Source organism: Azospirillum mesophilum, assembly GCF_053470405.2.
The window spans coordinates 1-9,308 of the sequence record NZ_JBPXMQ020000085.1 but is presented as its reverse complement, the minus strand read 5'-3'; the positions used below and the strand labels follow the sequence as shown (position 1 = coordinate 9,308).

9 protein-coding genes are annotated in these 9,308 nt (G+C 66.0%); 6 read left to right on the top strand and 3 right to left on the bottom strand.

Annotated elements, in window-relative coordinates:
* Positions 1 to 159 precede the first annotated feature (159 nt).
* From ACSVC7_RS32255 to ACSVC7_RS32245, 3 genes are all read right to left on the bottom strand, one after another.
* Entirely contained in the window at positions 160 to 1,050 is an 891-nt protein-coding gene (locus ACSVC7_RS32255) for a ParB/RepB/Spo0J family partition protein (RefSeq protein ID WP_448207954.1), read from the bottom strand.
* Positions 1,040 to 2,032: an AAA family ATPase gene (locus tag ACSVC7_RS32250; protein ID WP_448207953.1), complete on the bottom strand. Its 993-nt coding sequence runs from the start codon at positions 2,030 to 2,032 to the stop codon at positions 1,040 to 1,042. Before ACSVC7_RS32250 ends, ACSVC7_RS32255 begins: the two co-directional genes overlap by 11 nt.
* Before the next feature lie 351 nt (positions 2,033 to 2,383).
* Positions 2,384 to 4,627, bottom strand: coding sequence for a DUF4347 domain-containing protein (locus ACSVC7_RS32245; RefSeq protein ID WP_448207952.1), 2,244 nt, complete (start codon positions 4,625 to 4,627; stop codon positions 2,384 to 2,386).
* 292 nt (positions 4,628 to 4,919) lie between these two features.
* Between ACSVC7_RS32245 and ACSVC7_RS32240 the strand changes: the two genes are divergently transcribed.
* The 6 genes from ACSVC7_RS32240 (at position 4,920) to purU (ending at position 9,101) form a co-directional block, all read left to right on the top strand.
* Positions 4,920 to 5,375 carry a hypothetical protein gene (locus tag ACSVC7_RS32240; RefSeq protein WP_448207951.1) on the top strand — a complete coding sequence of 152 codons (456 nt, stop codon included), beginning with the start codon at positions 4,920 to 4,922 and terminating at the stop codon, positions 5,373 to 5,375.
* Entirely contained in the window at positions 5,372 to 5,536 is a 165-nt protein-coding gene (locus ACSVC7_RS32235; protein ID WP_448207950.1) for a hypothetical protein, read from the top strand. Before ACSVC7_RS32240 ends, ACSVC7_RS32235 begins: the two co-directional genes overlap by 4 nt.
* A gap of 548 nt (positions 5,537 to 6,084) precedes the next feature.
* On the top strand, positions 6,085 to 6,984 hold the full coding sequence (locus ACSVC7_RS32230; RefSeq protein WP_448207949.1) for a recombinase family protein: 900 nt from the start codon (positions 6,085 to 6,087) through the stop codon (positions 6,982 to 6,984).
* A 422-nt stretch (positions 6,985 to 7,406) separates the two neighbouring features.
* On the top strand, positions 7,407 to 7,616 hold the full coding sequence (locus ACSVC7_RS32225; protein WP_448207948.1) for a hypothetical protein: 210 nt from the start codon (positions 7,407 to 7,409) through the stop codon (positions 7,614 to 7,616).
* A 225-nt stretch (positions 7,617 to 7,841) separates the two neighbouring features.
* Positions 7,842 to 7,976: a hypothetical protein gene (locus tag ACSVC7_RS32220; RefSeq protein WP_448207947.1), complete on the top strand. Its 135-nt coding sequence runs from the start codon at positions 7,842 to 7,844 to the stop codon at positions 7,974 to 7,976.
* Between the two features lie 258 nt (positions 7,977 to 8,234).
* Positions 8,235 to 9,101 (top strand): formyltetrahydrofolate deformylase, encoded by an 867-nt coding sequence (purU, locus tag ACSVC7_RS32215; RefSeq protein WP_448207946.1) that lies wholly within the window; start codon positions 8,235 to 8,237, stop codon positions 9,099 to 9,101.
* The last annotated feature ends 207 nt before the right edge of the window (positions 9,102 to 9,308 follow it).

Below are 9,308 nucleotides of genomic sequence, written 5' to 3'. Positions count from 1 at the left end.
CGCCAGCGAAACCCAACGTGCCCCACGCGGCGACCATGTTGGGTTTCGCTGGCGCTCAACCCAACCTGCGAAGCCTTCCTTTTGAGCATCGGAGTTCGGTGAGAATTCTCACCGTTATGTCGTGGAAAGAACAGCGGTGAGAATTCTCACCGCTCTCCGTCACGCGGGCTCGCTGTCGAGAATGGCGTCGATGGCGCTGCGCAGGTCGTGCAGGACCTCGCGGTCCACGTCCTCCAGCCGCTTCGGCTTTTCCTGGAAGGCCTGCAGGGCTTCGCGCGTGCGCAGGATGTTGCGGGAGACGCGCAGGCTGAAGGCGCTCAGCACCACCTCGGGCTCGTCGCGTGGGGTTGGAGTTCTGCCGTCCGCCGCGCCACCGTCAGCCGCGTCCGGGCGCGGGGCGGGCAGGGGCTGCTCGTCGACCATCGCTTCCCACAGGCGCCGCTGCCCGGCGGGGTCGTCGATGGCGGCGATCTGGTAGAGCTTGTAGCGCGCGATCTTCTTGGACGACGCCTCGTACCGCTCCCGCACCTCGGCGGAGACTTTGGTCAGCGCGATGGTCTTGGTGATCTCCGCCCGGTCGCGGCCCATGATCTGCCCAAGGTCGGCGTGGGAGTAGCCGTGTCGCTCGACGAGCGCCACGAAGGCGTCCGCCTCTTCGAAGGGCGTCAGGTCGGCGCGCAGCACATTCTCCACGACCGCGATTTCGGCCGTGTCGATCCCGTCGGGAACCAGGATGCAGGGCACAGTCTGCTGGCCGAGCGCCCGGACCGCGCGCAGGCGCCGTTCCCCGAAGACGAGCTGGAAGCGGCTCGGCCCCAGCTCCCGCACGCCGATGGGCTGCTGCAGGCCGTACTTGCGGATGGACTCCGTCAGCGCCTCCAGCTCCGCCGGGTCGAAGCGGCGGCGCGGCTGGTCGGGGTTGGCCTCGATCCAGTCCACGTCCGGATAGACCATGCGGACGCCCTGCTCCGGCTCGGCGAAGACGGCAAGCGCGCCGCGGCTCATGGCGTTCAGCCGGGCGAGGTTCCCGGTCCCGAGCTTACGCGACATTCGCCACCTCCACGCGCTTGCGGCGCTCCACGGCGATGGCGTCGGCGAGCGCCCGGTAGGAGGCGGCCCCCGGCGCGTCCGGCACCGCCTCAAGCGCGGCGCGGCCGGCAAGCGCCGCGTCGCCGTAGATCGTCGCGCGCGGCACCGGCGGGAAGATGCGCAACGTGCTGCCCAGTGCGGTGTGCAGCTGCTCCAGCGTCACCTGGTGCTGGTTCAGGCGGGCGTTGTGCATGGTCGGCAGGATGCCCAGCACCGCCAGGCTGGGGTGGCAGCGGCGCTTCAGCCTGTTGATCGTCTTCAGCAGGTGGTTCACGCCGATGGACGACAGATATTCGGTCTGGCAGGGGATGACGATGACGTCCGACGCCACCAGCCCGTTGGCCGTGCACTGGCCCAGGTTCGGCGGGCAGTCGATGAAGATGAAGTCGTAGAGCAGCCGGGCGTCCTGCAACCGCTCGCGCAGCGCCATCGGGCCGCTCGCGTCGGCGGTCAACTCCACCTCGACGGAGGCGAGCTCGATGCTGGAGGGGGCGATCTCCAGCCCCGTGTCGCCGACGGGGACCACGATGTCCTCGATGGCGACCTCCTCGCGCAGCACGTGGGCGAGCGACTTGCGCCGCCCCTCCTCATACTCGATCAGGTCGATGCCGAGGTGGGCGGTGGCGTTGGCCTGCGGGTCGGCGTCGATGATGAGGACGCGGTAGCCTTCGCGGGCCAGGATGCTGGCGGTGTTCACCGTGCAGGTGGTCTTGCCGACGCCGCCCTTCTGGTTGGCGAGGCAGACGACGAGCGCCGGGCCGTGCTTGCCGTCCACGATGGCCGTCTCCTTCAGCAGGAAGCGGACGACCGCGTCGGGGATCTTCTCGCTGTTGCTTTCCCACCGGGAAATCTTCGAACGGTCGTAGCGCCGCTCCAGCCGGTCGTTCAGCCAGGCCGCGAAATCGGGCTGTGAAAGTTTACGCTCCTCGCGCAGGAGCCTCATGTCTTCGCCACGCACGTCAACCTCCACAGCGAATGCGCTTGCCGTGTTCAACCGATACGCTGGGCGCCCGAATCGGTCAAGGTTGACGGTCGTAACATGTGCATCAACATCGGTCGCCCCGAGCGCCCCCCCGAGCGACATCGGCCCGGCGTCCAAGGAAGACAGGACGACGCGCCCCCCCCGACCCCCCCCCAACCACCCCCGCCTCCGCGCCAAAGCACGCCGGCCCGATGCGCATCCCCGGTTTGGAATCCAAGGCTTCCGGCCGGGGAAAACGGAGGCGTTCGGGGCGGGGTAACCGCCCTTCGCGCTTATCTCAGGCTCACTTGAGCGTGATGAAGGCCCACACGCTCACTTGAGCGTGATGAAGGCGATGTAGCTCTGGTCACCGATGGTGCCGGTGGTGGTGGTCATGGCGCCGACCGACTTGCCGGTGAAGGTCATGCTGGCGTCGATGCTGCCGTTGCCGTCGATGTCGCAATGGACCGTGGCGCCCTTGTAGCCGTCGGCGCCACCCATCTCTTCCCAGCTGAGCTTCGACACGCCGGCCTTGTAGCCCCACATCGTCGCCCACTCGCCCTTTTCCAGATCGACGACGGTCGACCAGGTGACCTCGGGGTTGCGGCCGTCCACGAAGTAGGTGTCCACCCCGCTGCCGCCGATCAGCCAGTTGGAGCCGGAACCGCCGTCCAGCACGTCGTCGCCCGCCCCACCGGCGACGGCGTCGTTGCCGCCCAGCAGGTTGATGAAGTCGTTGCCGTCCGAACCGCCCACCACCTCGTTGCGGCCGTCGCCCATGAAGGTCCACTGCAGGGTCGTGACCGGCCCGTCGTAGGCGTAGGCCTTCACGTCCTCCTGCACCCCGTCCACGATGCGCTGCATGGCGACCCAAGGACGGTTGTCCGTCGGCGCGGTCGGGGGCGGCTGGTCCATCGGCGGATTGTCCGGCGGCGGATAGCTGGTCGGCTGCGCGCTCACCAGCGTGATGCTGCTGCCGCTGACCTGGAACTGGTCGGCCGAGAAGCTGCCGGCGAAGCGCAACGTGGCGTCGGTGCCGAGGTGCAGCAGGGTGACGCCGTTCACCGTCTCCGCCTGGACCTGCCCGGCGCCGAGCGCCGTGCCGGCGATCGTGAACACGTCGCCGACGGCGGCCCCGGTGATGCCGCTGGTGAAGCCGTTCGCCTGGGCGGCGGTCATCGTCACCGTGTGGCGGGCGCTGCCGACCAGATCCAGCCGCTCCACGCTGGTCAGGGTCATGCCGGAGATGTCGATCTGCGGCGTCGCCGTGGTGACCTGGCCTTCCGGACCGACGATGTTGTCGGAGGTGATGCGCAGCGTGTCGGTGCCGGCCCCGCCGTCGAAGGACACCGTGCCCGCGTCCAGCGAGTTGGCGACCACGAAGGTGTCGTCGCCGTTGCCGCCATAAATGACGTCGGCCTCGGCGTAGGTGCCATGCTCGCCGGAATAGAAGGTGTCGTCGCCGTCGCCGCCGATCATCGTGTCGGCGTCCCAGTCGCCGACCAGCGTGTCGTTGCCGGCCCCGCCGTCCATGTAGTCCAGGCCGCCGCCGCCGACGATCAGGTCGTTGCCGTCCTCGCCGTACAGCATGTCGTTGTCGGCGCGGCCGAAGATCTGGTCGTTGCCGCCGCCGCCGTAGACGCTGTCGTTGCCGTCGCCGCTCTCCAGCGTGTCGTCGCCGGCCCCGCCGATCTCGACGTCGTTGCCGGCGTGGCCCCAGAACCAGACGGGGCTGTCGCCGGCGACGAGCCGGTCGTCGTAGTTGGTGCCGACCCAGCGCTCGATGCTGATGAAGGTGTCGCCCGCGGCCTCGCCGGTGCTGTTGCCTGGGTTGCGCAGGTCGAGCACGATGCCCGCGGTGGCGTCCTCGTAGGTGGCGACGTCAAAGTTGTTGCCGCCGTCCAGCAGGTCGGCGCCCGGGCCGCCGTTCAGCGTGTCGTTGCCCTCGTTGCCGATCAGCGTGTCGTTGCCGGGGCCGCCGATCAGCGTGTCCTCGCCAAGCCCGCCGACCAGGGAGTCGTCGCCCGCCAGACCGTCGATGCGGTTGCCGGTGTCGTCGGCGATCAGCGTGTCGTTGCCGGCGGTCGGGGTGCCGGAGGCAACCGTGGTCAGCAGGTGCGGCCAGGCCTGCTGCCCGGCGAAGGGGGAGGCGGCCTGGATCGGGCCGGTCGCGACGTCCAGCTCCCACACGCCGCCCAGGTCGGCGTGGCCGAGCGGGCGCGTCGCCGCGGCGACCCGCGCGCCGGTGGCGGCGGCCAGCCGCGCCACGAAGCGCTGCCCGGCCTCGCCGGCGGCGGCGCGGCAGGCGTGGATGTGGATCTCGGTGCCCGGCGCGTCCGGCCAGGCGCGGTCGAGGAGCGACGTCGCGTCCAGCGGCCGGGCGCCCAGCCAGACCCGCCCCGGCTCGCCATGGGCGACCAGATGCACGGCCACCGGCCGCTCGGCCAGCACCGCGGCCAGGATGGCGTGGGCATCGTCGGTGGGGGAAACGCGCACCGTGTGGAAGCCGGGGCGCTGAGGGCCGACCAGGCTATCGAGATCCTCAAGCCCGGCGTCCGCGATGATGAATTGGGTCAAGGGAATGACTCCTTGAATATGTTGGTATCCGCAGGGGCGCCCGGTCGCATCGTTCGCGTACACGGCAAAGCGCTCGACACACCAACACATGAGTTTCCCAGGTCAAATTCCGCAATGTTCTAAGAAGAAATACCCCAACATCCGCACGGAACCAGACCTGCCAGATATCGCATGTTTTTGAACAGCAAACTCTTCGGCTCTATGATTTCGGCTGTACTGAACGGATCAGGATATGACAGGCTGCCTTGTGGAGCATCGCTCCACCCCACTTTGAGTTTCCAAAGGAGGTGTGATGGCGAGGGGCGATGGTCCGAAGGGGTATTTTTCTCTTTCGCGGTACGCCGCGGCGTCCACCAACATCATTGGCCACAAACATCATCGGCCACAAACATCATTGAAACGCGGATTGCCGGGCGCCCGCGCGCTCAGGTTCATCGAGCAACGCGGCCATTCTTCGATTGCTCAAAACGCCCTACGGTTGGAGTTCGCCATTTTCGCAGAGGCGCATCCCAATTATCCGAAAAATTGTTTCGAATTGCGTGACATTATCGCCCTGCGTGCCCTCCTGTTGCGCATGGCCTCGAACGAAAGAACGATCCCGCGCAGCAAATATCCTGAATCAAAGCACGCAAGCGATAGTGAGCTGAATTCTTCTTCACAGGAACGTCCAGCATTACGCTCTGTCCATTTTCTTGCTTGGCTTGCCAGGACACATAAGAAACTCGCAATGCATACGAGGAAACGATGAGCCAATACGCCCCTGAAAGAGAGCAAAACATCGTATTTGGAAAAAGCACAAGAGAGAAAAGAAATACAGATAAATTTCCCATCCGCATCCGTTTCTTGATATTTTTAGCAGGCGGAATCGCGCCATGGCTGATCGCCTATATATTGATCAATGTGTTGTGAGCAAAGTTCCGGGAGACGGGTGGCTGCCTGCAATGGATCAGCAGAACTTTGCGGGTTTGTCCTGAGCAGCCATAGACCTTGCAAAGGCGAAATCCAAAGGCTGCCGTTGTGGCCCGATAGACCTGCGTGAAGGTCGGCGACGGAGGGGCTGTCCGCGCCCGACACGGACCGTCAACCCATTGACCAACAAAGACATGATAGTGTTTTTGCGGAACGCTTCCGAGAGAGGCGGTTACAACCCATTTTCCGCTCATACGCGGGGCAATGTCCCTGGTGTTTTGTCGCCGGACGCCTGCGCCCCGGGGAGCCCGGCTGTCGCTCCCGCTTCATGAGCGGCCTCCCGCGGCTTTCGGCCGTTTCAGCCCATCTTCCGGCTTCATGACCGGACTCCCACCGATCCCATGATCGCCCCTCGTCTGTCCCGCAGGCATCGCCGGCGCGCGCGCCGGCCTATTCAAACGGTCTGTACAGGCGGTCAAACAATCGTTTTCTCATAACTTACTAAACTGTACAGTGGGGCGGTTTCACCCTTCTTTTGGGAGCCGGCCTTGGCCCTGATCGGCTACGCGCGCGTGTCCACCGAGGATCAGGCCACCTTCAGCCAGCTCGACGAGCTGAAGGCCGCCGGCTGTGCGGTGATCTTCGAGGAGAAGGCGTCGGGCGGCAGCCGGACGCGGCCGGAGCTGGCCAAGGCCATCGCCCGGGTGAAGCGTGGCGACATCCTGGTGGTGGCGCGCATCGACCGCCTGGCCCGTTCGCTCTCCCACCTGCTCGACGTGATCGAGGGGCTGGAGGCGGTTGGCGCCCACTTCAAGTCGTTGCGCGATCCAATCGACACCTCCACGCCGCAGGGCAAGTTCGCCCTCCAGGTGCTGGGGGCTGCGGCGGAACTGGAGCGCGCGCTGATCCGCGAGCGCACCAAGGCCGGATTGCGGGCGGCCAAGGCGCGCGGGCGGGTGGGGGGCAACCCCGCCCTCAAGCGGCGCGATCCCGAGGCCATTCGCCAGCTCGCCGCCATCCGCGACCGGCAGTATGTGGCCGACCTCTTGGCGACCATGGAGGCTTGGCTGCCCAAGGTGCGCGCCCTGCGCCCGGGGAACTCCTGGAGTAAGGTGGCCAAGGCGCTCGGTCGGCTCGGTTCGCCCGACCGGCCGTGGACCGCCGACCGGCTGTCGCGGGCGGTCCACCGCTTGGTGGCGGAAGGCTTGGCCGAACCGGACCTGATCGCGCCGGCCCCGCGCAAGCCGCCCAAGGACGACCTTCTGCTGATCGTCGCCGGCATCAAGGGCGCCGACCCGACCATCAGCCTGCGCGCCATCGCCGCGCGCCTGGAGGAGATGCGCATCCGCACGCCGCGGCGTGGCACAACCTGGTCGGCGTCCTCGGTCAAAGCGCTGCTCGACCGCGCCGAGCGGTTCGGTCTCGTGATGCCGAAGGCCGACCGCTGACCGGCCGGCAACGTGAAGACATCCCGCTGTTTTGTTCGGTCTTGAAGCCGGAGTGGCACCCAAAAGCCGCACCGCCGCACAGTATTGCGAAAATGAGGTATGCCGCCCGTACACGGGCGATCTTCATGTTCGCTTAATCGTCTCGACGCAAAATCCTCATCACCAAGTCATCCTTGGTTCTCCTCCCTGAGACTTCGAGGCCGCGCCGCTCTGGCAGCGGCCTTTTTCTTTTCCGGCCCGCTGTCGCCGCGCTCACCGCGACGCCGTGTTGCGTGACTCGGAACCCCCGCGACATGATCAGAGTAATGCTATCGAGGTAATTACCAAGTGCCATAGGCCCAAACGGCGATCTTAACACCTCGTTAACTGGCTGAGTGGCTGAATAGGATCACCAAACACGAGGAAATCAGGAGTTCTCAATCATGAATACGGCCACCTTCCCTGGCGATGTGCTTGAAGCTGCCACGACTCATCTGAGCGTTCTGGATGACTTCATTGCCATCACGCAAGCGAAGCTGGAAGAGACCTCGAACAGCTTTGCTCGCGACAGCCTGAACGACCTGCTGGCCAGCCTGCGCGAGCAGCGCGACACCTACGTCACCTTCGCCACGCCCATCGTCGTGGCCGCTTGAAGTCGTGGCCGCCTGACGTTCCCCTCGCGTGTGTTGTCCGGCCCAAGCCAGAGGCGGCCGAGCCCATGGCCAGACGCACACACTCTGTTCGCTTGCCAAACATGTGCAAATACCAACCATCCGTCCGGCTGTAATTTTATTGCTGGCCTGCCTTGAGGTGTTTGCGTATCTGGTATTTGGTATACCAGTGTACAGTCTTTCCATCAGCCCGATGGAGGAAACACCATGACGACCACGACGCTCTCCCACACCGGTTCCACCCATGCTTCCCCGCACGCCGTCCAGGTGGTTCGCGCGTTCCTGACCGCCTGGTTCAAGGCGACCCCGGTCCACATCGTCTACAGCGCCCTGACTCACTGAACACTCACTGAACACCGGCTTGGGCCGTCGGCCGCCACTCCGGCGCCGCTGCCCGACGAGACCACGACCGAAAAACGGGCTGCGCTCCTGGCGCGGCCTGTTTTCGTTTCAGCGCTCGTTCAGCGCTCGGGGCCCGTCGAGCCCGACCCTGGTCCCTCTCCAGACGGAAAGCTGGCTGACCGGAAAGCCGGATGCATCGGGGCGGGGTTCGTGATAGGGGATTGGCCCTTCCTTGGCGGCCCGCAACGGTAGGCGCACATGTCCGAGACCGGCTCCGAATACATCCTGACCATTTCGTGTCCCGACACGGTGGGCATCGTCTTCGCGGTGTCGGGGTTCCTGGCCGAACGGTCGTGCAACATCATCGACAGCGCGCAGTACGGCGACCGCATCTCGGGCCTGTTCTTCCTGCGCGTGCATTTCGCCGCGGCCCCCGGCGGCCCCGCGCAGGCGGCGATCGAGGCGGCCTTCGCCGAGCGGGTGGCCGAGCGCTTTTCCATGACCTGGACGCTGCACGACGCCGCCCGGCGGCCGCGCGTGCTGATCATGGTCTCGAAATTCGGGCACTGCCTGAACGACCTGCTGTACCGCTACCGCACCGGCTACCTGCCGATCGAAATCCCGGCCATCGTGTCCAATCACCGCGACTTCTACCAACTCGCGGCCTGGCACAACATCCCGTTCCATTGCCTGCCGGTGACCGGCGAGTCCAAGGCCCAGCAGGAAGCCCGCCTGCTGGAGATCGTGGAGGAGGAGAAGGTCGACCTGGTGGTGCTCGCCCGCTACATGCAGGTGCTGTCCCCGGCGCTGTGCGAGCGGATGGCCGGGCGGATCATCAACATCCACCACTCCTTCCTGCCCAGCTTCAAGGGCGCCAAGCCTTACCACCAGGCCCACGCCCGCGGCGTCAAGCTGATCGGCGCCACGGCCCACTACGTGACCGCCAACCTCGACGAAGGCCCGATCATCGAGCAGGAGGCCGAGCGCGTCGACCACACCATGACGCCCGACGACCTCGTCGCCATCGGGCGCGACATCGAGAACATCGTCCTGGCCCGCGCCGTCCGCTACCACGTCGAACACCGCGTCCTGCTCAACGGCAGCAAGACCGTCGTCTTCAAATAAACCGAAACAGACCAACCCCCGTTGTGCCGACGGCCGCGCCGGAGCATCTCCGGCGCGGCCGTCGCACATCGGCGTTCAGAAGAACGCAATCAGAAGAACGAGGTGCGGAGGTCGTTGACGAGGTCGGTCTTCTCCCAGGCGAAGCCGCCGTCGGCCTCGGCGTCGCGGCCGAAGTGGCCGTAGGCCGCGGTGCGCGCGTAGATCGGC